General features: G+C 38.2%; 19 protein-coding genes and 1 pseudogene. 12 read left to right on the top strand and 8 right to left on the bottom strand.

The genetic code is table 11. The features are described 5' to 3' along the window. Positions 1-192 precede the first annotated feature (192 nt). From ACOVO2_RS13795 to ACOVO2_RS13785, 3 genes are all read right to left on the bottom strand, one after another. On the bottom strand, positions 193-1,407 hold the full coding sequence (locus ACOVO2_RS13795) for a serpin family protein (protein WP_421770540.1): 1,215 nt from the start codon (positions 1,405-1,407) through the stop codon (positions 193-195). 97 nt (positions 1,408-1,504) lie between these two features. After that, the gene (locus ACOVO2_RS13790) at positions 1,505-1,957 is read right to left on the bottom strand and encodes an META domain-containing protein (RefSeq protein ID WP_421770539.1); all 453 of its coding nucleotides are present in this window, start codon (positions 1,955-1,957) and stop codon (positions 1,505-1,507) included. Positions 1,958-1,965: 8 nt separating this feature from the next. Continuing rightward, positions 1,966-2,379 carry a hypothetical protein gene (locus ACOVO2_RS13785; protein WP_421770538.1) on the bottom strand — a complete coding sequence of 138 codons (414 nt, stop codon included), beginning with the start codon at positions 2,377-2,379 and terminating at the stop codon, positions 1,966-1,968. Between the two features lie 245 nt (positions 2,380-2,624). Between ACOVO2_RS13785 and ggt the strand changes: the two genes are divergently transcribed. The 6 genes from ggt to ACOVO2_RS13755 all read left to right on the top strand — a co-directional run bounded on the left by ggt (position 2,625) and on the right by ACOVO2_RS13755 (position 11,518). Continuing rightward, positions 2,625-4,319 carry a gamma-glutamyltransferase gene (ggt, locus tag ACOVO2_RS13780; protein ID WP_421770549.1) on the top strand — a complete coding sequence of 565 codons (1,695 nt, stop codon included), beginning with the start codon at positions 2,625-2,627 and terminating at the stop codon, positions 4,317-4,319. A 29-nt stretch (positions 4,320-4,348) separates the two neighbouring features. Next, on the top strand, positions 4,349-4,783 hold the full coding sequence (locus ACOVO2_RS13775) for an SMI1/KNR4 family protein (protein WP_421770537.1): 435 nt from the start codon (positions 4,349-4,351) through the stop codon (positions 4,781-4,783). A gap of 191 nt (positions 4,784-4,974) precedes the next feature. Next, positions 4,975-6,294, top strand: coding sequence for an ATP-binding protein (locus ACOVO2_RS13770; RefSeq protein ID WP_421770536.1), 1,320 nt, complete (start codon positions 4,975-4,977; stop codon positions 6,292-6,294). 34 nt (positions 6,295-6,328) lie between these two features. Continuing rightward, positions 6,329-9,370, top strand: a complete 3,042-nt coding sequence (locus ACOVO2_RS13765; RefSeq protein ID WP_421770535.1) for a WD40/YVTN/BNR-like repeat-containing protein — start codon at positions 6,329-6,331, stop codon at positions 9,368-9,370. Between the two features lie 123 nt (positions 9,371-9,493). Beyond that, entirely contained in the window at positions 9,494-10,426 is a 933-nt protein-coding gene (locus ACOVO2_RS13760) for a 3-keto-disaccharide hydrolase (protein WP_421770534.1), read from the top strand. Between the two features lie 93 nt (positions 10,427-10,519). Further along, positions 10,520-11,518 carry a CobW family GTP-binding protein gene (locus ACOVO2_RS13755; protein WP_421770533.1) on the top strand — a complete coding sequence of 333 codons (999 nt, stop codon included), beginning with the start codon at positions 10,520-10,522 and terminating at the stop codon, positions 11,516-11,518. On the opposite strand, the gene ACOVO2_RS13750 is transcribed toward ACOVO2_RS13755, so the two are convergent. The 5 genes from ACOVO2_RS13750 to ACOVO2_RS13730 form a co-directional block, all read right to left on the bottom strand. Beyond that, positions 11,508-12,464 carry a TonB family protein gene (locus ACOVO2_RS13750; RefSeq protein WP_421770532.1) on the bottom strand — a complete coding sequence of 319 codons (957 nt, stop codon included), beginning with the start codon at positions 12,462-12,464 and terminating at the stop codon, positions 11,508-11,510. The genes ACOVO2_RS13755 and ACOVO2_RS13750 overlap by 11 nt on opposite strands. 94 nt (positions 12,465-12,558) lie before the next feature. Next, complete coding sequence (locus ACOVO2_RS13745) at positions 12,559-14,499, bottom strand: KUP/HAK/KT family potassium transporter (protein ID WP_421770531.1); 1,941 nt, start codon at positions 14,497-14,499, stop codon at positions 12,559-12,561. A gap of 259 nt (positions 14,500-14,758) precedes the next feature. Beyond that, on the bottom strand, positions 14,759-15,583 hold the full coding sequence (locus ACOVO2_RS13740) for a DUF4397 domain-containing protein (RefSeq protein ID WP_421770530.1): 825 nt from the start codon (positions 15,581-15,583) through the stop codon (positions 14,759-14,761). A 67-nt stretch (positions 15,584-15,650) separates the two neighbouring features. Further along, positions 15,651-17,165: a SusD/RagB family nutrient-binding outer membrane lipoprotein gene (locus ACOVO2_RS13735; protein ID WP_421770529.1), complete on the bottom strand. Its 1,515-nt coding sequence runs from the start codon at positions 17,163-17,165 to the stop codon at positions 15,651-15,653. A 42-nt stretch (positions 17,166-17,207) separates the two neighbouring features. Next, positions 17,208-20,318, bottom strand: a complete 3,111-nt coding sequence (locus ACOVO2_RS13730; RefSeq protein ID WP_421770528.1) for a SusC/RagA family TonB-linked outer membrane protein — start codon at positions 20,316-20,318, stop codon at positions 17,208-17,210. 357 nt (positions 20,319-20,675) lie between these two features. On the opposite strand from ACOVO2_RS13730, the gene ACOVO2_RS13725 reads away from it, so the two are divergent. The 6 genes and pseudogenes from ACOVO2_RS13725 to ACOVO2_RS13700 all read left to right on the top strand — a co-directional run. Further along, positions 20,676-21,371, top strand: a complete 696-nt coding sequence (locus tag ACOVO2_RS13725) for a tetratricopeptide repeat protein (protein ID WP_421770527.1) — start codon at positions 20,676-20,678, stop codon at positions 21,369-21,371. An 84-nt stretch (positions 21,372-21,455) separates the two neighbouring features. Continuing rightward, positions 21,456-21,935 carry a 6,7-dimethyl-8-ribityllumazine synthase gene (gene ribH / locus ACOVO2_RS13720; protein ID WP_421770526.1) on the top strand — a complete coding sequence of 160 codons (480 nt, stop codon included), beginning with the start codon at positions 21,456-21,458 and terminating at the stop codon, positions 21,933-21,935. Positions 21,936-21,939: 4 nt separating this feature from the next. Continuing rightward, a complete protein-coding gene (locus ACOVO2_RS13715) occupies positions 21,940-22,239 on the top strand; it encodes a DUF6922 domain-containing protein (protein WP_421770525.1) in 300 nt (99 codons plus the stop codon). Positions 22,240-22,247: 8 nt separating this feature from the next. After that, positions 22,248-22,820, top strand: a complete 573-nt coding sequence (locus ACOVO2_RS13710) for a nucleotidyl transferase AbiEii/AbiGii toxin family protein (protein ID WP_421770524.1) — start codon at positions 22,248-22,250, stop codon at positions 22,818-22,820. A 2-nt stretch (positions 22,821-22,822) separates the two neighbouring features. Continuing rightward, positions 22,823-23,215 carry an SRPBCC family protein gene (locus ACOVO2_RS13705; protein WP_421770523.1) on the top strand — a complete coding sequence of 131 codons (393 nt, stop codon included), beginning with the start codon at positions 22,823-22,825 and terminating at the stop codon, positions 23,213-23,215. A gap of 255 nt (positions 23,216-23,470) precedes the next feature. Beyond that, positions 23,471-24,260 (top strand): annotated as a pseudogene (locus ACOVO2_RS13700) (aspartate kinase); the annotation flags it as partial.

The raw sequence follows: 24,260 nt of genomic DNA, 5'->3' as shown, positions 1-24,260 counted from the left end.
TCGTGCGATAGGTGCGAGTAGTTTCGCAATTATCGGTACAGGCTGAGTTGGCAATTGCTATGTAAGCAAACGCCAAAAATTGTAATAGTTTCTTCATAGTTTTAATTTTTTTCTTACCACGGAGGCATGGATTTTAAGATTTTCACAGAAAATTTTGTGTTAATTCGTGTAATTATGCCTCCGGGGTATTTTTTACAAATTCACAATTTTACCCGCAAAAAGAATCGTATTTGATTGTTTTTCGCTGATAAAGAAAGCAAACGGTCGATTACAGATAAAATCGGGCAAAATTGGAGCAGAAGTAAGTTCAATTCCGATAGTCGTAACTGCGGCTGCTTCTGTGCCTTTTTCGTCAACAGCTACAAAAGTATTTTGCTTCACAAATCCAACTTTGAGTTTACCGGCAGGCGGAGAAATTTTTGATAAATCTGCCGCATCACTAAACATCGTTGGCATTCCCATATTGCCCAAAACTTTATTGAGATTAGTTTCGTATTCAAGCGTGAATTTTGGTAAGCCAACGATTACTTTTTGTTCAGCAAGTGCCTTATTTAAGTTTTTCCATTCATTTGCCGATAATGAATTTATTACACTACCAACATTACTTTTTTCATTAGGTAATAAAATTGTCATAACATAATTTCCGCTACCATAAGCCAACTCGATAGCCTGATAGTCGGGGCGACTGGCGTATTTTACTTTTTCAGTCATGTTCATCATCTTTACCGTTTTTTTAGCATTTATACCAGTAAAATCGGCATCTTGCGTGTTTTCGGTCTTAAACGGAATCTTCCAGTCGCCTTTGAAATAAAGAGCATTCATCAAAAACATTACGTGAGCAGGTTCAATTTGCTCAATTACTTTCTTGATTTTTCCGTTTGTGTTATCGCTCGCCCAAGTATTGATTTTACCAACGGTTGCTGTATTGTTGAAGTCTTCGGCATAAGTTTGGGCATTGAAAGATGCTTTCAAGATATCTAAGAAAGATTTTTCTACCGAAAACGTATTTCTGTACCAAACCGAATTGGCAATTGTGTTGGTCACTTTTGGGTCAGAATTTGGTAGATTTTCAATTAAATCTTTATAAATAGCGTTGGTAGTTGTCAAATCAGACGATACCCGTAAACCCTTTGTGAGTTCTTCTTTTGTTTTGCCATCAGCTCCGTTGGCCAACATTCCAAGGGCAATGTGCAAACTCAACGGTGAAACAAAATAGTTTTTATCGACCTTTTCTACATCATTATGCTTTTTCAGAAAATCGAATGCAAACTCGCTGGTTTGGTCAGCAAAAGTAGCAGGAACGGCTTTTAATAATTGGTTGGGTTGCACAGAATCAGCCTCGTCTTTACAGCTGGCAGCCATCAGAAATAATGCTCCAGCGAGTGTTAGTGTTTTAAAATTTTTCATTTGTTTGGATTGTTTTTTAGTCGATAGTCCACTGACCATAGTCAATAGTTTTTAAGAAAAACCACTATCGACCATCGTCTATTGACAGTGGACTAAATTACTTTCTTTCAAAATACATCGCCTCTTTTTTTGGCTTTGAAATATGGAAAATGAGCGTATTTTTATCTTTTAGCTCATAACGCTCAATATTTCGGAGGTTTTCGTAGTAGGTCATTTCAAACTGATTTGCCTCTTCTGTACCAGCAATTTTGGTACTTCCCACACCTTCAACTGAAATAGTCTTCTTACTTTCGTCGATTACGGGCGATATAAAATAAAAATTTACCGACGAACGCCCATTGAAAGTGTATTTACCTTCTTCGTCTTTGATTTCGAGCGTGACATCATAAGCGGGAGTTTTACCATCGGCATAACTCTTAAATTTCCATTGTCCGAGCAATTCGGACTGTCTCAAAGCATTAACTGTCATAGAATCAGCTTCTACAATTTCCTTCGAGCAAGCACCCAAAAGTAAAGTGCAGATTATAAGTGTATTTACTACAATTTTCATTTTAAAATTCATTTTTTAATTCGTTGATAAACTTCGCTAAATCCATCGTAATTATTATCGGCGAGTGAAAGCTCATTGGCTGTTTGGCTCATAATTGCCAGAGATGTACCATCGCTAAACTTTATGAAATCAACGGGTTCTGCTTTGTAAATTGATTTTGCTTGGGTGATTTGATAAGTCCCTGACTTTTCTAAAACCGCACTTTTATAGCGAGAGAATTTGAAGTCGGAAGTAAGAACAAGCTTTAGTTCATATCCAGCCGAAGTAGGAGTGGTGGTTGTACCTGCAATTCCGCCAGTTGATGAAACCCAACGCCATTCGCCAGCTAAAGAAGAACTCGCTTCATTTGCAACTACATCTTCTTTTGTACAAGAAAACGTAAATAAGGCGGCGAAAACTAAAAGAAAACTTAGCTTTTTCATTTTTGTTATAGATGTAGATTTGATAATTAGAAAAACTGTTGTCCGTGGCCAGCGGACTGCTAACTAAAAAACTCAGCTTGTCGGGGAGAAGAAAAAGGATCCATTCTCATTTCTTCTCCCACGACGAAACAAAGTGTTTCTGTCTGAGTAAATTACCCTTTTCAGCAATAATGATTCTGGTTTTTAGAATTTGGTTGGAAGCGGTAGCTAAAAAAATTATATTTATGAAAAAATTAACAAACTACATGAAAAAACACCTAACCTTCATTTCAATTCTTACATTTTCGATTTCCAGTTTCGCCCAAGACCGAATGTACGGTAAAACATGGGCGGGCCGCTCCGAAGTTATGGCTCAAAATGGCATGGTCTGTACATCGCACCCACTTTCTACACAGGCTGCCATCGAGATTCTTCGTGCGGGCGGAAGTGCCGTTGATGCTGCAATTGCCGCCAACGCCATGGAAGGAATGGTCGAACCCCACGTAAATGGCATCGGAGGCGATATTTTTGCTATTGTTTGGGATGCTAAAACTCAAAAATTATATGGACTCAACGGCTCAGGTCGCTCACCGTACTCTTTGACTCTCGAAGAATTTAAGAAAAGAGGTTTGACGCATATTCCCGCACTTGGGCCTTTGCCAATCAGCGTACCAGGCTGTGTGGATGGTTGGTTTGAGCTACACAAAAAATTTGGCAAGTTATCAATGGAAAAAATATTGTCGCACGCCATTAGCTATGGCCGAAATGGTTTTCCAGTGCATGACGAGTTGGCGATGAGCTTACAGAATGTTCCACGCTTATACGGCAAGTTTCCAAACATCAAAGAGCATTATTATCCAAATGGAGAAGTGCCAAAGAGAGGAGATGTTTTCAAAAATCCAAATTTGGCAAATACGTTGGAGAAAATCGCTAAAGGCGGTCGTGATGCTTTTTATAAAGGAGAAATTGCCCAAACGATTGATGCTTTTATGAAGAAAAACGGCGGATTTTTGAGTGCAAAAGACCTTGCCGACCATACTTCAACTTGGATTGAACCAGTTTCTACCAATTATCGTGGCTATGATGTGTGGGAATTGCCACCCAACGGACAAGGAATTGCTGCTTTGCAAATGCTCAATATTTTGGAAGGATACGATTTCTCAAAAATTCCTTACGGAAGCACCGAACACGTACACCTTTTCACCGAAGCCAAGAAATTGGTTTTTGAAGACCGTGCAAAATTCTATGCCGACCCCGAATTTGCTAAAATTCCAGTAAAATCATTAATCTCGAAAGAATATGCGGCCGAAAGACGCAAGCTTATCGACCCAAATAAAGCCGCCACTCACTACGATGCAGGAAACCCAGCCTTGCGTGAAGGCGATACAATTTATTTGACCGTAGCCGACAAAGACGGAAATATGGTTTCGTTGATTCAGAGTAATTATCGTGGTTTTGGTTCGGGAATGATGCCTGATGGTTTAGGGTTTATTTTCCAAGACCGTGGCGAATTGTATAATTTGAAGGAAGGCGAAAACAATACCTATGCTCCGCACAAACGTCCGTTTCAGACAATTATTCCTGCATTTGTAACCAAAGATGGCAAGCCATTCATGAGTTTTGGTGTAATGGGCGGAGCTTTCCAACCGATGGGACACGTGCAGATAATTATGGATGTGGTTGACTTTGGAATGAATCTGCAAGAAGCAGGCGATGCTCCGAGACTCAACCACGATGGTTCGTCAGAGCCAACGGGCGAGCCGATGGAAGGTGTAGGCATGATAACGATGGAGTCGGGGATACCCTACGAAACAATCAGAGGCTTGATGCAAAAAGGACATAAAGTTGGTTATACGCTCGGCCAATATGGTGGTTATCAAGCGATTCGCTATGACCCTGTGCGAAAAGTATATTTCGGAGCATCAGAATCTCGAAAAGATGGTCATGCGGCTGGGTTTTGATATATCAAAGTTAAATCTTATTCCCTTAAATGTTGGAAAAATACGATATGGAAGAATATGATATTCAAAGTTTAGAGGAAAATTTAAATTTGAAGTTCCCGATTGCATATAAAAATATATTACTGAATTATCCAGTGGAGTTAAAAACAAATGAATATGGAAACCAATTCTTAATTTATGATGTCAAAGATTTACTGTATAATCTAATAATAAGGTGTCGTTGGTTAAATCTAAAGGAGACTCTTCCTCGAAACTTCTTTCCTATTGGTTATGATTATGGAGGGAATATGTTTTTTATTAATCTAAAAGATGATGAAAGTATATATATAATTGACCATGATGAGGTGGAGAGTTTTTATAATCCAAACACAAATATGATTAATTGGGATATCGCTCTAAAAGAATTTAAACCAAACATAACAGTTTTTGTAGAATGGTTAAAAGCCTATCTTTCGGAAGAATAAGAATAGTAAAACACTTCAAACATAAGAATACCATAAAAGCTCTAATTTTATATAGAGTTTTATCTGTAAAAACTTATATCAAATCATTTGCAAAAGAAAAATTGATGTGTTTTTTTGTAGTTTATTTTTAAATATTGATTTGTATTTTTTTGTTTTTATACATATTTTTGATTTGTATTTTTATTGATTATATGTATTTAGCAAGAAAAATAGACCAAGAATTAAAGATTTGGAGAGAATCAAGCCAAAGGAAACCACTTTTGCTCAGAGGAGCAAGGCAAGTTGGAAAATCTTCTGCGGTAAAGAATTTAGCTACTGAATTTGAGTTTTTTGTAGAAATAAATTTTGATGAAAACCCTTTCTTCAAGAAAGTTTTTGAAAATGGACTCAATCCAACCGAAATATGCGAACAACTATCCGTTGCCACCAATACTCCGATTGTGGCTGGGAAAACTTTACTTTTTTTTGATGAAATACAAGCTTGTATTCCCGCAATTTCTTCATTAAGATATTTCTATGAAAAAATGCCAGACTTGCATGTAATTGCTGCTGGTTCATTATTAGAGTTTACCTTAGCCGAAATACCTTCTTTCGGCGTTGGCAGGGTTCGGTCAATGTATGTATATCCTTTCTCTTTTGAGGAGTTTTTATTGGCAAATAAAGAAAAAAACTTGTTGGATGCTCTAAAAAAAGCCACACCAGAAAAAGGTTTTTCAGATATTTTTCATGAAAAACTAAAAAGATATTTCAAAAAATTTTTGGTGATAGGCGGAATGCCAGAAGCAGTAAACACATACATCGAAACGGGTAATATGCTCGATGTGCAAAGGGTTTTAGATGATTTGACGCAATCAATCGAAGCAGATTTTGCAAAATACAAAAATAGGGTTTCAACCCAACGAATCAGAGAGGTTTTTAATGCTGTTGTGCAGCAAACAGGTAATAAATTTAGCTATTCATATCCAAATTCTACTTTAAATAATGTCCAAATAAAAGAAGCACTCGAACTTTTGCAAATGGCCGGCTTGATTTATCCAATCACTCATTCGGCAAGTAATGGCATACCACTTGGTGCCGAAATTAACCCCAAACAACGAAAGTTTTTAATTTTTGATATGGGTATTTTTCAAAGAATTTTGGGTTTAAATATTGCAAATTTACTCATCGAAGATGACTTTGATGTAATAAACAAAGGGTATATTGCCGAACTTTTTGTAGGCTTAGAAATATTAAAAAGTAGTTCTTGCTATGAAAAAAACGACCTTTTTTATTGGCAAAGAGAATCGAGAAACAGTCAAGCAGAGGTTGATTATGTGATTCAAAAAAATGAAAAAATCATTCCATTAGAAGTAAAAGCAGGCAAAAAGGGGTCAATGCAAAGCTTATTTTTGTTTTTAAAAGAAAAAAACATTGATTTTGGTATTAGACTTTCGTTGGAAAATTTTTCTCAAATAGAAAAAGTGAAAATTTATCCGCTTTATGCAACCATGAATATTTTTGAACCAATTTAAGATTTATCTTTGCTCATCAACATAAACAAACAATATGAAAAAACAACTAACCCTAATCACTTTATTATCAATTACTTGCTTTGCTGGGTTTTCGCAGAAAAAGAAGAAAGTTGCAGTCGAAACAGCTCCAGTAGTCACCGCCGATGTCATTTCTCCAACATCAGCCACTGAGCGAATGGCGGGCTACGAACAACGCAAAAAATTGCAAGAAGCATCGCTCGTCAAAAATCTGAAATTCAGAAATGTTGGCCCTACCGTTATGAGTGGCCGTATTGTAGATATTGACGCAAATCCCGAAAACCCAACTGAGTTTTATGCCGCCTACGCTTCGGGTGGACTTTGGTACACGGTCAATAATGGTCAATCATTCTCTCCAATCTTTGATAATGAGGCAGTTATGACTATCGGCGATATTGCCGTTGATTGGAAAACTCGTACGATTTGGATTGGTACGGGCGAAAATAACTCAAGTCGCTCGTCGTATTCGGGCGTGGGAATGTACAAATCAACTAATAATGGCAAAACTTGGGAGTATTTGGGCTTGCCAGAGTCTCACCACGTTGGACGAATCGCTTTGCACCCAACCGACCCAAATATTGCTTGGGTAGCGGTTTTGGGACATTTGTATTCACCAAACAAAGAGCGTGGCATGTACAAAACCACCGATGGCGGTAAAACTTGGAAACAAACGCTTTACATCAACGAAAACACTGGAGCAATAGACGTAAGACTCGACCCAAACAATGCCAATACACTTTACGCTACGATGTGGTACAAAGAGCGTACAGCTTGGAATTTTGTAGAAGGTGGAAAAGAGTCGGGCATTTATAAAAGTACCGATGCGGGCGAAACTTGGAAATTGATTTCGGGCGAGGGCAGTGGCTTCCCAACAGGTGCGGGCAATGGCCGTATTGGTTTGGCAGTTTACCCAAAAAATCCGAATATCGTTTACGCAATCATTGATAATCAGGCTAATAGACCAAAGAAAGAAGAAAAAGAAGATGCCAGCCGTCTGACCACAAAAAGAATGAAAACCATCACCAAAGATGAGTTTTTGGCTTTGAGTGATGCAACTATCAATGAATATTTAGATGGACAAGGTTTTCCTGAAAAATTCACGGCAAAGGCTTTCAAAGAAGACTTAAAAGCCGATAAAATCAAGGTACAAGATATTTACGAATACACTTACAATGGCAATAACGATTTATTCGACACGCAAGTAACGGGAGCGGAGGTTTACCGAAGTGAAGATGCTGGTGCAACTTGGAAACGCACCCACGCTGACTATTTAGATAATATTTACTTTACTTATGGCTATTATTTCGGACAAATTTGGGTTGACCCAACCGATGATAAGAAAATCGTGATTGTGGGTGTGCCAATCGTGCGTTCGGAAGATGGCGGTAAAAGCTTCAAAAGCATCGAAAGAGAAAACGTACACTCCGACCACCACGCTTTGTGGTTCGACCCGAAAAATCCGAAACATTATATCAACGGAAATGATGGCGGAATCAACATTACTTACGATGATGGCAAAACTTGGTTCAAGGCAAACTCAATTCCTGTTGGGCAGCTTTACCACGTTTCGGTCGATATGGCCAAGCCTTATAATGTCTATGGTGGCTTGCAAGATAATGGCGTTTGGTATGGTTCATCAACCAATTCGTTCGATTATAACTATGGTATTTTCGATAATGGTGATGGTTATAAATTCTTACTTGGTGGCGATGGCATGCAAGTACAAGTAGATTACCGAGATAATAACACGGTTTACGCAGGGTTTCAGTTTGGAAACTATTTCAGAATCAATAAAGCAACCAACGAACGTAAAAGATTGGAAGTTCCACGTGAATTAGGCGAAGCACCTTTCCGTTTCAACTGGGAATCTCCACTTACGATTTCTCGCCATAATCAAGATATTATCTATTTTGGTTCAAATAAATTTCATAGAAGTTTCGATAAAGGCGATACTTTCAAAACCCTCTCGGGAGATTTGACTCGTGGCCGCAAAGAAGGCGATGTACCTTTCGGAACGCTTACAACCATCGAAGAATCACCAAGCAGATTTGGATTGATTTACACAGGTTCAGACGATGGTTTGATTTATGTCACGAAAGATGGCGGTTATACTTTCACCAAAATCATGGATAAACCAAATCTTTGGGTAAGTGGAATTTCGGTTTCGGCTCATGCAGAAGGAACGGTTTATGCTTCACTAAACGCTTATCGTGCTGACCATTTCAAACCATATTTGTTTGTTTCGACTGATTACGGTCAAAATTGGCAAGCAATCGGTGCAGATTTACCAGCCGAACCAATCAACGTAGTAAAAGAAGACCCGAAAAATGCCAATATCATTTATGTCGGAACCGACAACGGTTTATATATTTCGATGGATAAAGGCAAAACATTTATGCGTGGCAATGGCGACGGAATGCCAAGTGTATCAATCCACGATTTGGTGATTCACCCAAGAGAAAACGAATTGGTCGTTGGTACTCACGGACGCTCAATTTACATTGCTGATGTGAAGCCTTTACAAGCATTGAGTAGCGAGGTTTTAGCTAAAAATATTCACGTATATGATTTACCAGCAATCAATTACAATGCTTCGTGGGGTAGAATGTTTGATAAATATGCCGAGCCAGAAGAACGTAAGTATAATATCACTTACTATGCAAAAGCAGCAGGAAAAGCAACAATCAAGATTCAGACGGATAAAGGATTAGTTGTAAAAAACATTTCGGATGAGGCCGAAGCGGGTTTAAATAACGTAAACTTCGACCAAGCGATTGATGTAGCGGCTAAAGGCGAATACGAAAAGTATTTGAATGAGGTAAAGAAAAAAGAAGACAAAGAAATCAAGTTGGAGCTTGCCGACGATAAGAAAATTTATTTCCGTCCAGCAAAATATAAAGTTATCATCGAACTCAATGGCGATAAAGTAGAAAAAGACCTTGAAATCAAAGCATCGGAACGTCGTTCACGCCGAGCAATGAGTCCGAAACCAACCGCTTCGCCATCTGAATTTGAAGAATGGTACGAAGAAATGGGTTTTGAAGAAACGAAGAAGTAAGTTTGTAGCTGCGACTGGTAGCTGTTGTCGAGTTTCAAACTCGACAACATTTATAGTGTGAAGTTTCCAACTTCACACAGCATATCAATTTTAACCAAGTTTTCTATTCAACCAAAAACAAACATGAAGCAAAACTTTGTAAAGTTTTTAGGAGCAATCCTTATCAGCAACTCTCTCATGGCACAATTGGCTCCAATCAAGAGCATCGAAGGCCGTTGGGACATTACTATTACCAAAGGCGATAAAAAAGTGCCATCTTGGTTAGAAGTAAATCATTCGGGTGTAAAATACTTAAATGGTCATTTTGTGGGAGACGGAGGAAGTGCTAGACCGATTTCACGCATCAACTTTGTGGATGATAAAATGTCGTTTTCGATTCCGCCACAATGGGATAGAGCTGAAAAAGATTTAGTAGTAGAGGCAGTTTTGAAAAATGATAAACTGACTGGTACAATGAACACGCCAAGTGGGGAGGTTTTAAATTGGGAAGGAGTGAGAGCTCCCAAGCTAAACAGTACCACAACACCTGTTTGGGGTACGCCAATTAAACTTTTCAATGGCAAAAATCTTGATGGTTGGCAAGTTGTAAGTGGAGAAAATCAATGGATTGTAGAAAATGGTATTCTGAAAAGTCCAAAATCGGGGGCTAATCTTCGTACGGTTAAAACTTTCAAAGATTTTAAATTACACGTTGAGTTTAAGTACCCAGAAGAGAGTAATAGCGGAGTTTACCTAAGAGGACGCTACGAAGTGCAAGTAACTGATAGCAAAGGTCGTGAGCCGTTAAAAGACCAATTGGGAGCTATTTATGGTTTTATCGCTCCGCTCGAAATGCCAGCAAAAGCAGCAGGCGAATGGCAAAGTTTCGATATTACGTTGGTAGGGAGAGTCGTGACGGTTGTTTTGAACGGTAAAACAATCATCTACAAAAACGAAATTCCAGGAATCACAGGCGGTGCTTTAGATAGCAACGAGGGTGAAGCTGGACCAATTTTCTTCCAAGGCGACCACGGTCCAATCGAATACCGAAATATTGTTATTACTCCAGCTAAGTAAACTTTTTTGCATAAAAGGTGTTATTTCTAAGAAAGGCTTCGCATAAAGCGAAGCCTTTCTTTTGATTTTATATCGACAAAGAACCTTCTCTTTATGAAAATACCAGTAAATATCATTACAGGCTTTTTGGGTGTGGGTAAAACTACTGCCATCAAACATATTCTCTCTAATAAACCTACCAACGAGCGTTGGGCAATTATTATCAATGAATTTGGGGCTGTTTCGATTGACCACACAGCCATTGACGAACAAGACGGATTAATAATAAAAGAAGTAGCAGGCGGCTGTATTTGCTGTACGGCCAATGTGCCTATGCAAGTAACGCTTACCTCAATTTTACGTAACCAAAAGCCCGACCGAATCTTGATTGAACCGACGGGCATGGGGCATCCTGCCAGTATCTTGGATTTACTGCAAAGCAAATATTTAAAAGATATTCTCGAAATCAGAGCAACAATTTGTTTAGTTGACCCACGTCGTTGGGCTGATGCAAATGTGCATTCGCACGAAACATTCCAAGACCAAATCAATTTGGCCGATGTGTTGGTGGCTAACAAAGCTGATTTGGTAGGAGAGGAGTTAGCCGAAAAGTTTAAACTTTGGGCAAAATCTCTATTTCCACCCAAACTTTTGGTAGAATCAGTTTCTAATGGTGAAATAAATGTAGATTGGCTTGATATTGAGCCATTTGCAGGTCGAAAGGCCGAATTCCCACAAGCACATTCGCATGAGCATCATCACCATCACGCAGAAGAAACGCTCGAAATTTCTGAAATCGGAAAACCCATCAAGAAACTAAGTAAAGGACTGGGAATGTATAGCTGTGGTTGGATTTTCTCTCCCGAAGAGGTTTTTAGTTTGCCTAAGTTGCGTCAGTTTTTCAGTACACTTCAAGGCGTTAATAGAGCCAAAGGCGTTTTCCGAACGGGCAAAGATTGGGTACTAATAAATGCCGTTGACCGAGAGTTTTCGGTGCAATATATCGCCTACCGTCGAGATAGCCGCATCGAACTCATTGCAAATTATGATTTAGATTGGTTGGTTTTTGAAGTGAAATTGAAGGAATGTTTGGAAACCAATTCTATTCGATAATAAAACTTATTGGCATAGTATAAAAAACTCTAACCAACATTCCTCTTTGTTTACCGGGAGTCCATTTTTTACTTGTTTTCTTTATCACGCTTATTGCTTCTTTATCAAGGGAAGGGTGCACGCTATCCAATACGTAAATATCCTCAATACTACCATCTTTTTCAACCACAAACTTTACGAAGACTTTACCCGAAACCCTTGCTTTGATAGCATCGATTGGAAATTTTAGATTTGTACCGATAAATTTATATAGCTCTCGAAGCCCTCCCTTAAATTCCGCAGCTTCAGAAATTTGTTCGTAATTATAAGTTTCACCGAAAGTATCATTAGATATTCCCTTAATAAATTTCCCCTCACTATAATTTTCTCGGTAACAAAGTTTGCCATTTGTATAACAACCCGTCCAAACCGAATCTCTTAATCCGTTTCTATATACCCCTTCTTCTAATGCATCAAGTTCATTATTAAACTCTTTCGAGCTCCCGAACCCATCTTTTACTAATTGATTACCGAGACTGTCCCAAACTTCTTTTGTAAATGGCGGAAGGGTTGATTTGTTTTCATCCTTTATATTTTCATGAAAAATGCTTTTAAATAGTTTTCCATTTCGGAAATATAGTTTTTGTAGCCCTGATAATTCATCATCTACATAGGTGGACTTTTCCTTAAGAACACCATTTTCATAATATTCATGATAAAGGCCTTCTTTTTTGTAAGAAAAATTTTGAGGAAAGGTTTTAGTGTAACCTACTGCTTTTAACTTTTTGTTCATCCAATAATCTCGAACTTGGATGTGTATAGAATCCTTCAAAAAAAAGTTGCGAAAACCTATTGCATCAACTTTTTTGCAATAAATATTGCCTTTGGAGAAGTACAAAGTATCATTTTTAGCAAAAGCTGTTAGAGATGTAAAGAAAACAAAGCAGAATATAAAAGAAAGCTTCATTGTGAAATTTAGTATCTAAAAAGTGTTATGAAAGTAGTGTTGTTTATCAAAAATACAAAAAAGAGAGACTGCTTCAAACAATCTCTCTTTTTTTTTAATCCTCTCTTTCCAAAGTAATATTATCAATCGGACGAAGAATCAATGGTACTTTTTCGACCTTAACATTGCTTGTATCAAGCCCGAACCATTTGTCTTCTGAGTTCGTAAAACCTTTGATGAAGAAGTAGGCTTCCATCGTTATACGTTCCCAGAAAGGAAGGTTGTTTTCATTCGATAAATATCTTTCCAAAACCACAAAACGGAAATCGCCAGTAACATTTTGTTTACTCAGCGACTCGTATCGGCTTCTAATGTCAACCTCTTTACGTTTCACCATTTCTTCAATAACTTTTCTGAAATATAGATTAATTTTTTGTTCAACCCTAAAACCCAGCTTGAAAGTTACTTTAATCACGTCATCGGGTTCGATGATATTTACCTTATATTTCATTGTGTAAGGCTCATCGGTAATATCTACGTGGATAAACCAATAGATATCGGCACGTTTTGGGCGTTTTTCAAAAATTGAATACATTACCTTTGATTCGATTTCTGAAACACGGTGAGCGTTACTCATATAAACCAAATGCGTAGAGTATTTTTGAATTGTTTCATCTTTGCTTAATTCTTTCAAGCCATCAATATACTTTTCTAATTTTACAAACTCCGTTAGGCGGTTTTTAATGATATTTGAGCGATACCAAATAATCATAATCAATGCAATTACTGATGCAATTAGTACCGAGACCCACCCACCGTGAGTGAATTTGAGCATATTCGCTGTTAAAAATGCCCCCTCTATTAATACATAAACAACTAAAAAGGCTACTATCCAAATCTTGCTGAAACGATGTGTGTAAAGATAATAGGCTGCTAAAATTGTTGTCATCAACATCGTTAAGGTAATTGCCAAGCCATAAGCCGCTTCCATGTTGGCCGACTCTTCAAAGTATAATACTACGCCTACGCAACCCGCCCATAGCAACCAGTTGATACTACGAATATAAAGTTGACCTTTGTGGTCAGAGGGGTATTTCAAACGAACTTTCGGCCAAAAAGTAAGGCGAATTGCTTCCGAAATAAGTGTATACGAACCTGTAATCAAAGCTTGGCTGGCGATGATTGTAGCCATCGTAGCAATACCGATACCAATCAATAAAAACCAATCGGGCATTAATTGATAGAATGGTTTACGGCCATCGAGGTATTGTCCGTGCATAGAAATTGCCCAAACGCCTTGCCCGAAATAGTTGAGGAGTAAGCATATTTTTACAAAAATCCAGCTAATTCGTATATTTCCACGACCACAATGTCCTAAATCTGAGTAGAGTGCCTCTGCTCCCGTTGTGCACAAAAATACGGACCCCAATAACCAGAATCCATCTTGATGGAAAAACAACAGGCGATAAGCATGATATGGGTTAAGTGCCGAGAAGATAGCCGGTTCTTTTATAATTTGGCGAAGGCCCAGAATAGCCAGCATCGAAAACCAAATAAACATGACAGGCCCAAACGCCTTTCCAACCAAGTTTGTTCCGAAAGCCTGTACCAAAAAAAGAACGGTAATGATGGTAATGATAATCGGAATTGTCTGAATATCGGGATAAACAAGCTGCAAACCCTCAATGGCAGATGAAACAGATACTGGTGGAGTAATGATACCATCGGCCAGTAAAGTACTACCGCCAATAATTGCTGGAATTGTAAGCCATTTGGCGTGGCGTCTGACAAGAGCATAGAGTGCAAAAATTCCACCTTCACCGTTATTATCAGCCCTTAAAATCAGAATGACGTATTTAAGTGTGGTTTGTAGTGTAAGCGTCCAGAAAATAAGTGATAGAGAACCAAAAACAATCTCATCGTCAATTTTTTCTTTGCCAATAATGGCCTGCATTACGTAGAGTGGAGAAGTACCGATGTCGCCGAAAATAATTCCAAGCGTAATTAGCAATCCTGCGGCCGTAACCTTATCAAGGTTTTTGTGACTGTGGCTCATCTGAGTAATAATAAATTAGTAAAAAAGTGTGCAAATGTAGTTTTTCGTAACAATCGACAATACGTTTTTCTTATAAAATTTGAAATTTTGACTCGAAAATTTTAAAAAAATAAATAAAGTTAAATAAAATCATAAAAAAGTGCTAATTTGTTGATCTCAATAGCGTTTGATCATTATCCTTATTTTTGAAATAGGGTAGATGTTTAACTAAAAAGCGGTCTTGATTAAAATCAAGACCGCTTTTGGGTTTTCACTATTCTTAACGATTGATGTAAGAACTAACCGTTGGAGCAAATCGGGTTGCCGTAACAACTGGTCGGCCAGCAGCATCTAATGCTTGGGTTGATAAAACGCCCCTTGCAACTATTGTGTAAACTCTTCCAGGGGTTACGCCCGAGTAGGTTACAGTATTTGTAGTAGGGGTGAATAAACTTGCAGTTACAGTACCAGCGGTTGTTGTAGTAGCAGTTCCGTTGATTTTGATTTTTACGGGAACTGTGACAGCAGTATTAGTAAAATTGGGTATATCATAAGCAATAAATTTATCTCCGCCTTGGCTTACCTTTATTCCTGTTGCCGCAATAGACCCCGCAATATCTACTTCTAAATCAGCTGAGTTTGGAATCAAATTTATTACTCGAAAAAATACCTTATTACCCGAAATTTCTGGAAGATTATCTTGCACAACATAAGGTGTGTAAGTTGGAGCAAGGCCAGTTGCAATAACTGTATAATATTTGCCTGCTTCAAGATTTACATCACCCGATAGCAAGGTAGCATCGCCAACGGTTGGAGTAGTAACTTTTACTTTTGCCGAGCCAGCAGGCAATACTGCATAATCATTTGCCGGAAATATACCACCGTATGCAATTGTTCCAGGAGTGGTAGGAGCAACGGTGAGAGTACCCGAAACTTTTTTATCATTAACAAAAATCGCTACACCAGGAGCATCGGGGGCGGCATGAAGAAACTTCACTCTTGCACCTTCGGCCGGTAATATCTCAGTTAGAAAACTACTTTCTTCTCCACAACTACCTAATAAGAGGATAGTTGAAATGGAAATTAATAAAAAATATTTTTTCATTTTATTATTTTTAAATCTCTTTTCACGTTTTTTTATACACACACAACATGAAAAAGAGAGTTGATGATTATTTTTTAGTAAACCATAATTCGTAAGTGTGATAATCGAAATTATTTCCTCCGATTGCATCCAAAGAGTTTCTGTTCCAGACATATTCAGAATTAAACCTTGGTCTAACTCTTTGGGCGGGCTTTCCGTTATTATCAGCTGATAATTGAGTAGCTATTGGTAAAACAAATCCCGTAAAGATTTCGCTACTGTAATTGTAGCGACGCATATCAACCCAAGTTTCAAGGCATCCGTGTCCCCACATCGCAATATATTTTTGTACCATGATATCGCTAAGTTTCAAGTCAGCGGCTACTTTCACAACCGCACTACTGGCCAAATAGTCTGTTTGTTCTCTGGCAGCTACGTTCATGTATGCCATGTGTGCAGTAATACCGTTTCGGTATGCTTCCAACGCTTTAGCTCTGTCGCCTTTGATAAGCAATGCTTCGGCTTTGATAAACTGTAATTCAAAATAAGTCATCAAAGGGTGCGTTGCCTTGTCAGTAAAGATATACTTTCCATTTAGAGCAGTAGTGGCTGCTCCTGGAACTGTATTCCAAAGCGTAGGAATACGAGTATTAACATTGGCAGAGTTAGGGTCACCAAAAGTAGTATTTACCCCACGGTAAGTTCCATCAACCGAAGGAGAAATCATCAACGGCAATCGTGGGTCTCTTACATCTTTAAATACTGTGCCATTCAACAATGATACAATATATGCACTTTGGCGATAACTACCCATATTGTTTCGAGATGGTCCAAAAAAGTTTGCATCAGCAGTTCCAGTTCCTGTATGTGGTACTTCAAAGTTATCAGCATTGCTCGCCAAAGATTTATCTACAAACTCTATCACTTTATCGGGGTTATATCCACTCTTATTACTCAAATGGTGGGCATTACGAGCTAAGATTCCATATACAAATTTTACCCACTTACTGCGGTCGCCCTTATAAACCAAATCACCACGAGCCAGCGAAGTAGTTGAAACAATACCATCAGTACGAGCCAAATCAGTTAGTGCATCGTTGCATACACGTACAACTTCAGCATATACGTCTTCTTGCTTATCAAAGTCAAATACGTAGCGATTTGGCTCAAACATTTGCTTTAAAATCATTTCCCCGTGATAGTCGGTAGTTGTTTGCCAGCTCCATGCTTGAATTGCCTTTGCTACGCCCGAATAATCCCACTTGCCTTTTTCTTGCCCATCTTTGATTGTCAAAATAATATTCTGACCCAAGGCAAAATAATGTTGTCTCCATTTTTCACCACCTGCATCACTACCTGAGGCATATCCGTGTCTGTCCCATACATTACCACCAGCGGATGAGTGCCAATTCTGAATATATTGACCGATGAATCGAGAATCAAAGGCTTCTCCACGAGCCATTGAGGCTATTAGTGGCGGTAATAATACATGGCCTTCTGCAACCTGTGGATTACTTGGGTCTTGGTTTATATCAAGGTATTCCTCGCAACTACTCAGCCATAAAGAGGCAAAAAGTAGGGCTATTATTTTTATCTTTTTCATTTATTTAAAGCGTTTTTTTCAGAATCTTCCGAAATATTTTAATTAAAATCCGAGTTTGATGCCCAAGGTAATATTACGAGGCATCCCGATTGTTCCGTAATCGAAACCACCCGCACCTGCACCACCCGAAGTGGCAGTTGTACCATTTATATTTGGGTCGGCACCAGTGTAGTTTGTCAATAAGAAAAGGTCAGTTCCTGTAACGAAAACACCCGCCGAACGGAAAACTTTCAAAGGCTTCATCATTTTGTCTGGAAGATTATATGATAAAGTTATATCACGCATTCTGAGCCAGTTGATGTCTTTTTCTACAAACTCTGATTCAGGTAACGCAGAAAAGAAATCAGAACGATATAATGGTGAAATCTGAATGGTATTAACCGTTGGGTTTTCTGAGTTCTCAAGACCATCACGTAAAACACCCTTGAAGATAACTGGAGTTTCTCGGTCTAAAACTTTTGTACTCAAGCCTCGTGTGTATAGAAACTGTGCATTTCCGTTGAACACATCTCCGCCTTTGCGAATATCCAACAAGAAGGATAGGTTAATGTTTTTATAACGTAAACGGTTCGTCAAACCAATGGTGAAATCGGGTGTTCTATCGCCGATTGGTAAAAAGTTTTGGTTGATAATCGGCAAACCAGAAGTCGGGTTAATCAAAATATCACCTTTCGGGTTTCTCAAATAGCTATATCCACCAATTGCCATGGCACTTCCCGCACCTCTTTGGTTATAGTCAAGATTCATGTTACGGAAGTAGTTCTCCAAATTACCGACAAAAGCACTGGCACGAGCATTTCCAAATAACCAAGTATCCGAGTTGTAGTATTCAGGAACATCGGCAGGAAGATTGTCGACCGTTGTTTTGAGTTTTGTAAAGTTTGCCTGTACGTTCCAATCAAAGTCAGCCTTTTTGATTGGATTTACATAAAACTCTACCTCTACGCCAGAATTGTAAAAGTTACCGCCATTAAGCAAGCCCAGAATAAAACCAGTTCCATAACTTAGGCGTTGCGAAACAATTTGTGCGAAACGATTTTGCTGGTAATAAGAAACATTCACTCCCAAACGATTTTGGATAAATTTCAATTCGGCACCAACTTCAAAACTCTTTCCTCGCTCAGGAGTCAAGCCTTCGTTTCCACCAAAAACACCATAAGCAAAACCTCCACCAGTTGTTGTCTGTGGTGTAAGGCTTGATAATACTCTGTACGGCGGTGCATCTTTGCCCACTTCCGCATAAGATGCACGAATTTTTCCGTAAGTCAGCCACTGAATATCTTTAAAAACAGCTAATTTGGCAAATTCAAAAGAGCCATTGATTGAAGGGTAAAAATAAGTATTGTTTGCTTTTGGAAGCGTCGAAGACCAGTCTCTACGGCCCGTAACTGTCACATAGACCATATCATTGTACCCCCAAGTCATCTGAGCAAATGTTCCCAAACGACGTAGTCGAGTAAGCGTAAGTTTACTTCTCTGAGTAAGAGGGTCGGTATTGTTGATACTATTAAAGTCGGACAAGTATAAATTTTGACCAAAAATGGCATTTACCTCATAACGACTATCAAATACATCTCCCCCAGCTTGTGCCGATAATGAAAATTTTCCAAATGTCTTATTTACAGAACCCAATAAGTTGGCAGTTATTATCTGGCTATTTTCGGCATAATTATCTATTGTTCCTTTTCCTGTCAAGCCAAGATTAGATTCTGGATGGATGAATAAATTACCTAAAGTACTATAAAACTCTGGACCAAAACGACCTGTAAACTTCAACCATTTAGTTGGTTTATAATTCAACTCAAAACGCCCGATAGTACGAGTGGTACGGTCTTGATTGACATTTCGATTGAGATTAAACAAGGGGTTGTCTAATTCTGTTGCATCGGCCAGTAATCTACGACGAGTACCATCTGCATTTTGATAATTCGTAATATCATCGTTGGCAGGCCATTGTAACAAGCCTGTGTAAAAACCACTACCACCACGAATCGGTTTTACGTTTGTCGATTTTAGGAATTGAAATGAAGTTGACATATCTAACTTCGGGCTAATATCGGCATCGCCTTTTAGCATCATCGAAAGTCTATCATAGCGAGTGGTTGGTACAACTCCACCTTGGTCGGTGTAAGTTGTCGAAAAACGATACCTCACGGCATCAGTTCCGCCCTGTACCCCCAAATTGTGAATTTGAGTTTTTCCAGTCTGATAAAAGTTATTGAGATTATCATAAAGTGTAGTTTCTGAGCCATATTTAGCACCAAAAAAACTCTGAGCTGTTCCAGATGCAGAGCCATTAAACCCTCTACCATATATTCTTTGGGTTTCGAGCGTACGATACACCTGAGCAAAACCAAATGAGTTGCTGTAATCAACTCTTGGGCGTCCTTTTTTTGCTTTTTTTGTTGTAATAATAATAGCCCCCGAAGCTCCATCTTGTCCATAGAGTGCGGCTGCTTCTGGCCCTTTCAATATCGTGATACTCTCAATATCTTGCGGATTTATTTCTCCCGCACGATTCATGTAGTCATTTCCACGATTAGGGCCATCACTTACCAAAGCACCTTGTGAAAAAGTACGGTTATCGGATGGTAAACCATCAACTACAATAAGTGGGCTATTGCTACCCCCAATTGAAGTTACACCACGTAATTGAATTTGAACAGAAGAGCCAGGTATTCCACTGGTACTTGTCATATTCAAACCTGCGGCTCTTCCCTGAAGCGAGGTCATAAAGTTTGGGCGTTGCGTATCAGCTACATCATCACCTTTTACTGTTTGCACCGAATATCCGAGCTGTCCTTGTCGTTGATTGATACCTTGTGCGGTCGTCACTACTTCATCGAATTCGAACGCCGCCGAAACAAGTACAATATCAAAGGTGGTGGCATTTGCAAGGGATAAACTCTGTGTTTCAAACCCTAAAAAGCTAAAAACTAAAGTAGCACCCTTGGGAGCAGATATACTGTATTTTCCTTCAGCATTGGTCGTTGTACCCTTGCCGGTACCCTTCACTGCAATACTGACACCTGGTAGAGCCGAGCCATCTTCCGAAGAAGTAACCGTTCCGCTGATTAATTTGTCTTGGGCTAGGGCTTCCTGAAATAGAAAAACAGAAAACACCACAGCCCAACATCGTAGAATGTGTTTCATAAATAGAATGTAGAAAAATAGGTTTATTGATGACTAAACTATTGCAAGTTAGTAAAAACAAGATGAATTAAGAATTCCTTTGTAGGGTTTTATATGTTTTTTATTTAAGTTTAATAATTTTTTGCAAAAAGTTAAAGGAAAGAATCCTTGTTATTTTACATTATTTCAACTTAAATCATCAATTTGGCATAATTTTTATCAAAGTATTTATAGAAGTTCAAAATCAATTTCATAACTTTGCACTCCGAAAAACCTTAGAGTTAAGTAAAAATATTATTTTTTGAAATTTAAACTTGATTATCAATTAGTTAGTCAGGTAAATCCGATAAATTAAAGCGGTAGTCGCACTATCAAACAATGGCAAAAAAAGAAAAATCAGGTCTTGAAATCATCGAAAGTCCAGAAGCTTTACAACAAGAATTCAACAAAGCAGAAGGTTTCTTGAAAAACAACCAAAAATTACTAACTATCATTGGTGGTGGTATTTTAGCAGTTGTATTAGGAGTAGTTGGATATAACTATTACACAAAATCTCAAGACGAAGAGGCACAGGCAGCTATGTTTAACGCCGTTTATGCCTTTGAGGCCGATTCATTGAAACAAGCATTGAATGGTACAGGTGGTAACGAAGGTTTATTGGCCATTGCCGATAACTACGGTGCATCAAAAGCTGGAAATTTAGCAAAATTCTATGCAGGTGTAGCTTTAGTAAAACAAGGCAAATATGATGATGGTATTGAGCAATTGAAAGGTTTTAGCTCAAACGACCTACTCGTACAAGCAAGAGCGTATGCTTTGATTGGGGATGCTTACATGGAAAAGAAAAGCGTTGAAGATGCTATTACTTACTACAAGAAAGCAGCTGATTATCAACCAAACAAAACATTCACACCAGTATATTTGATGAAGTTGGCTACTGCCTACGAAGCTGCAAAAAATAATAAAGAAGCAGTAGGTGTATATAATCAAATTATCGAAAAATACCCAGAATCAACAGAAATTGGTAACGCCAAGAAATATAAATCCAAACTCGAAGGCACTGTCGGCGAGTAAGAACTTGGTTATGCAATAAAAATATAATCAAAGGGATAAGCCGAAGTAGGTTTATCCCTTTTTTTAATTTATCCCGGAAAAATTATGTCGTCAGCTAATAAAAATTTAAGTGAGTTCAGTACCGCTGGTTTGCCAGATGTAAGTCAAAAACGTTTTGCAATCATCGTTGCCGAATGGAATGCCGAAGTAACCGAAGCTCTTTTTGAAGGTGCGTATAAAACCCTCATAGAAAATGGCGTAAAAGCCGAAAATATCGTAAGAGCCAATGTACCTGGGAGTTATGAACTAAGTTTTGGTTCGCAGGTTTTCGCACAAAAAGCCGATATTGATGCAGTTATTGCCATCGGATGCGTGATTCAAGGTGAAACCAAGCACAATGATTATATCAACCATGCAGTAGCACAGGGATTGACCAACGTTTCGTTGAAATACAATAAGCCAGTTATCTTTGGAGTTTTAACCCCAAATAACCAACAGCAAGCTCTCGACCGTGCGGGTGGAATCCATGGCAATAAAGGCGATGAGGCGGCGATAACGGCGATAAAAATGTTAGGATTAGCCTAAGAAAATGCAAAAAATAAGACCAAACATATCGAAAACAGCTTTTTGGGATGTCAATTTTGAAGAAATTGATTTTGAGAAGAACAATGTCTTTGTTGTGGATAAAGTTTTTAATTATGGAAAGTTCAACGACCAAATAGAGTTAATTCGATATTATGGGGTTGAAAATATTAAAAAAATGATGGTTCAAGTACCCTATTTTAGGAAAGAGGTTTTTGCTTTTATTTGTGGTTATTTTCAATTAAACCCCACTGAATTCAAATGCTATTTACGGAGACAGTCGAACCCAACACACTGGGAGTTTTAAAAGAATTGATGAGACTTCCTGTTTTAGAAAAATTTGCACTCGTTGGTGGAACAAATCTATCTCTAAAACTTGGTCATAGGTTATCGGTAGATTTGGATATCTTTAGCAATGAAGATTTTGAAAGTGATAGTATTATTCCTGCGATAAAAGCAAAATTTGACAATTTTGAGGTTTTACGTAAAACAAGTAGGTCTTTTGCTGGCGTAATTGGAGATTTAAAGATAGATATTGTTTTACATCAATATCCTTACTTGCGAGAAATAGAGGAGATTGACGGTGTTCGTTTTGTTTCGATTCCAGATGTAGTTGCGATGAAACTAAATGCAATATCTAAGCGGGGAGCTAAAAAAGACTTTTATGATTTGGCAAATCTTCTTGATTTATACTCTATTGAAGAAATGTTATCGTTCTTTAAAATAAAGTATAGCAATGAAGAGATTGGTTTTGTAGTTCATTCAATGTATTATTTTGAAGATGCAGAAATGCAAGAAAACCCAATTTCTTTAAAAAATGAAACATGGGAAGAGGTTAAGGAAAAAGTAAAAAAATCAGTTGATGATTTTATAAATAGACGTTTATAATAATGCCCAAAATCACACTTGAAACTCAAATTAATGCCCCAATTCAAATCTGTTACGATTTGGCGTTGAGTGTTGATTTACACCAACTTTCAACCGCAAAAACAGGCGAGCATATTGTGAGTGGCATAAGTAAAGGTGTAATGAAATTGGGTGAAAGTGTAACTTGGCGGGCAAAACATTTTGGTATTTGGCAGGAGCTGACCAGTAAAATTACAGAAGCACAGTCGCCAAATTATTTTGTAGATGAAATGCAAAAGGGCATTTTTAAATCTCTGAGACACGAGCATTATTTTTCTCAAGAGAATCAAATAACCATCATGAAAGATGTTTTTATGTTTGAATCTCCACTCGGATTTTTAGGGAAAATTGTCAATAAAGTCATTTTAGAGCGTTAAGTAGTCCACGGTCAATAGTCGACAAGTCCACAGAAAGTTAATGGGCTTATAAACAGCCTCTTAGCTATTTATAGAATTGTCGATTATATAAATCTTATTACTTATTTAACCAATTTTTTGCAAGAAAGAAATTTAGTAATAAAACAAATTGCTGAATCTGGAAAATGGCGAGATATTTTGAGAAAAAATTACTGATAATCAACAAGCTAAATAACACACTCATTCAAAACATTCATTCAAAATTAAATTAAAAAAATGCAAGTTTGGAAATTTGGCGGGACTTCAGTAGGTAAGCCCGAGCGTATGCACTCAATCCGTAATCTTATCACTGAAGACGGCGGTCGTAAAATCGTAGTTTTGTCGGCTCTTTCTGGCACTACCAACTCACTTATTTCTATTGGCGAGTCTCTCAAAGCGAATAATGATGCCGAAGCAAACGAAAAAATCGACTCGCTTTATGCTCATTATCAATCATTTATCAAAGAATTATATAAAACCGAAGAAGGATATACAAAAGGCAAGACTATCATCGACAATGAATTTAATTTCATTCGCTCGCTGGTAAGTATTAAGCCTTTTACGCTCAAACAAGAAAAAGAAATCGTTGCCGAAGGCGAATTACTTTCAACGCAAATGTTTGAGGCTTATCTGCAAGAAGAAGGCGTAAGCTCAGCTCTTTTGCCAGCCCTTGATTTCATGCTAATTGATGCCGACAACGAGCCTGTTTTGAGCTTTACAGAAGAAAAACTCACAGCGATGCTCTCGCAGTTGGAAGACAAGCAAATTTTCATCACACAAGGTTTTATTTGCCGTAATCCTCGTGGTGAAGTTGACAACTTGAAGCGTGGTGGTTCTGATTATACTGCTTCATTGGTTGGTGGAGCAATTCGTTCGGAAGAAATCCAAATCTGGACTGACATTGACGGAATGCACAACAACGACCCAAGAATCGTGAAGCGTACCTTCCCCGTGCGTGAGCTTACTTTTGAGGAAGCCGCAGAACTGGCGTATTTTGGTGCAAAAATTCTTCACCCAAGTACAATCA

Origin of the sequence: Emticicia sp. (assembly GCF_049241225.1) — a bacterium.
Lineage (GTDB): Bacteria > Bacteroidota > Bacteroidia > Cytophagales > Spirosomataceae > Emticicia.
The sequence above is the reverse complement of the archived record's forward strand: the minus strand, read 5'-3'. Positions and strand labels throughout refer to the sequence as shown.

What these genes read in the sequence shown, in the direction of transcription:
- ACOVO2_RS13785 (WP_421770538.1), bottom strand. Translation starts at nt 2,379, where the DNA reads ATGAAAAAGCTAAGTTTTCTTTTAGTTTTCGCCGCCTTATTTACGTTT.
- ACOVO2_RS13755 (WP_421770533.1), top strand. Translation starts at nt 10,520, where the DNA reads ATGAAAATACCAGTAAATATCATTACAGGCTTTTTGGGTGTGGGTAAA.
- ACOVO2_RS13740 (WP_421770530.1), bottom strand. Translation starts at nt 15,583, where the DNA reads ATGAAAAAATATTTTTTATTAATTTCCATTTCAACTATCCTCTTATTA.
- ACOVO2_RS13790 (WP_421770539.1), bottom strand. Translation starts at nt 1,957, where the DNA reads ATGAAAATTGTAGTAAATACACTTATAATCTGCACTTTACTTTTGGGT.
- ACOVO2_RS13765 (WP_421770535.1), top strand. Translation starts at nt 6,329, where the DNA reads ATGAAAAAACAACTAACCCTAATCACTTTATTATCAATTACTTGCTTT.
- ribH (WP_421770526.1), top strand. Translation starts at nt 21,456, where the DNA reads ATGTCGTCAGCTAATAAAAATTTAAGTGAGTTCAGTACCGCTGGTTTG.
- ACOVO2_RS13735 (WP_421770529.1), bottom strand. Translation starts at nt 17,165, where the DNA reads ATGAAAAAGATAAAAATAATAGCCCTACTTTTTGCCTCTTTATGGCTG.
- ACOVO2_RS13745 (WP_421770531.1), bottom strand. Translation starts at nt 14,499, where the DNA reads ATGAGCCACAGTCACAAAAACCTTGATAAGGTTACGGCCGCAGGATTG.
- ACOVO2_RS13730 (WP_421770528.1), bottom strand. Translation starts at nt 20,318, where the DNA reads ATGAAACACATTCTACGATGTTGGGCTGTGGTGTTTTCTGTTTTTCTA.
- ACOVO2_RS13770 (WP_421770536.1), top strand. Translation starts at nt 4,975, where the DNA reads ATGTATTTAGCAAGAAAAATAGACCAAGAATTAAAGATTTGGAGAGAA.
- ACOVO2_RS13715 (WP_421770525.1), top strand. Translation starts at nt 21,940, where the DNA reads ATGCAAAAAATAAGACCAAACATATCGAAAACAGCTTTTTGGGATGTC.
- ACOVO2_RS13775 (WP_421770537.1), top strand. Translation starts at nt 4,349, where the DNA reads ATGTTGGAAAAATACGATATGGAAGAATATGATATTCAAAGTTTAGAG.
- ACOVO2_RS13725 (WP_421770527.1), top strand. Translation starts at nt 20,676, where the DNA reads ATGGCAAAAAAAGAAAAATCAGGTCTTGAAATCATCGAAAGTCCAGAA.
- ggt (WP_421770549.1), top strand. Translation starts at nt 2,625, where the DNA reads ATGAAAAAACACCTAACCTTCATTTCAATTCTTACATTTTCGATTTCC.
- ACOVO2_RS13705 (WP_421770523.1), top strand. Translation starts at nt 22,823, where the DNA reads ATGCCCAAAATCACACTTGAAACTCAAATTAATGCCCCAATTCAAATC.
- ACOVO2_RS13750 (WP_421770532.1), bottom strand. Translation starts at nt 12,464, where the DNA reads ATGAAGCTTTCTTTTATATTCTGCTTTGTTTTCTTTACATCTCTAACA.
- ACOVO2_RS13710 (WP_421770524.1), top strand. Translation starts at nt 22,248, where the DNA reads ATGAGACTTCCTGTTTTAGAAAAATTTGCACTCGTTGGTGGAACAAAT.
- ACOVO2_RS13795 (WP_421770540.1), bottom strand. Translation starts at nt 1,407, where the DNA reads ATGAAAAATTTTAAAACACTAACACTCGCTGGAGCATTATTTCTGATG.
- ACOVO2_RS13760 (WP_421770534.1), top strand. Translation starts at nt 9,494, where the DNA reads ATGAAGCAAAACTTTGTAAAGTTTTTAGGAGCAATCCTTATCAGCAAC.